Source organism: Enterobacter sp. RIT637, from assembly GCF_019718755.1.
Taxonomy (GTDB): domain Bacteria; phylum Pseudomonadota; class Gammaproteobacteria; order Enterobacterales; family Enterobacteriaceae; genus Enterobacter.
Genome location: NZ_JAIHAZ010000136.1, coordinates 1 through 561, shown reverse-complemented (window position 1 = coordinate 561; position 561 = coordinate 1). Strand labels below are relative to the sequence as shown.

At 47.4% G+C, this 561-nt stretch carries 1 protein-coding gene; it reads right to left on the bottom strand.

Annotation, left to right across the window (positions count from 1 at the left end; translation table 11 throughout):
• Positions 1-499: type VI secretion system tube protein TssD (gene tssD, locus K5E19_RS23620; protein ID WP_311775532.1), on the bottom strand; the 499-nt coding region annotated here is incomplete at its 3' end.
• Positions 500-561: the final 62 nt, after the last annotated feature.

Below are 561 nucleotides of genomic sequence, written 5' to 3'. Positions count from 1 at the left end.
TGTTTTGCGTGTTCACGGCGTTATTACCGGTTCCATCAAAAAACACACCGAGCGTCAGGGTAATATGGCGTTTTTCAGGTTGTTTTATTTCATCGGGTGGAAACAGTTGGTTATAGGCGTCAGGCAGGAGCAGATTGCTGAACTCCGTATTCGCAATAAGATGTTTACTGCGAATATATTCATAACTCACAGTGATATTTTCGCTATCGAGAACACCCGGATTTATAGAATGCATAATCCCCTGAACAGATGCTCCACGGAGTTCTATCTGATAGTATTTCTCCTGTCGCCCGTAGCTATTGGTGCGATAAAAATCGAAGATCAGCTGCAGCTTTTCATTCTCATTAATGGCGGTGGTCAGGAGTGGCGAGCTTTTGTCGGTGGGTTTGGTGAAGCGCAGGCCCTGATGATGCACGCCGCCAGCGGTGCTGACGCTGCTGGAGGAGAGCTGATAAACCAGAATTTCGTTTTCATGGCGATACTGAAAGCGATTACCAATAGATTTTTCCGTTCCACAGCCTGCGGATATTTCCCCCTGGCGCTCACCCGTCAGCGCTAAAT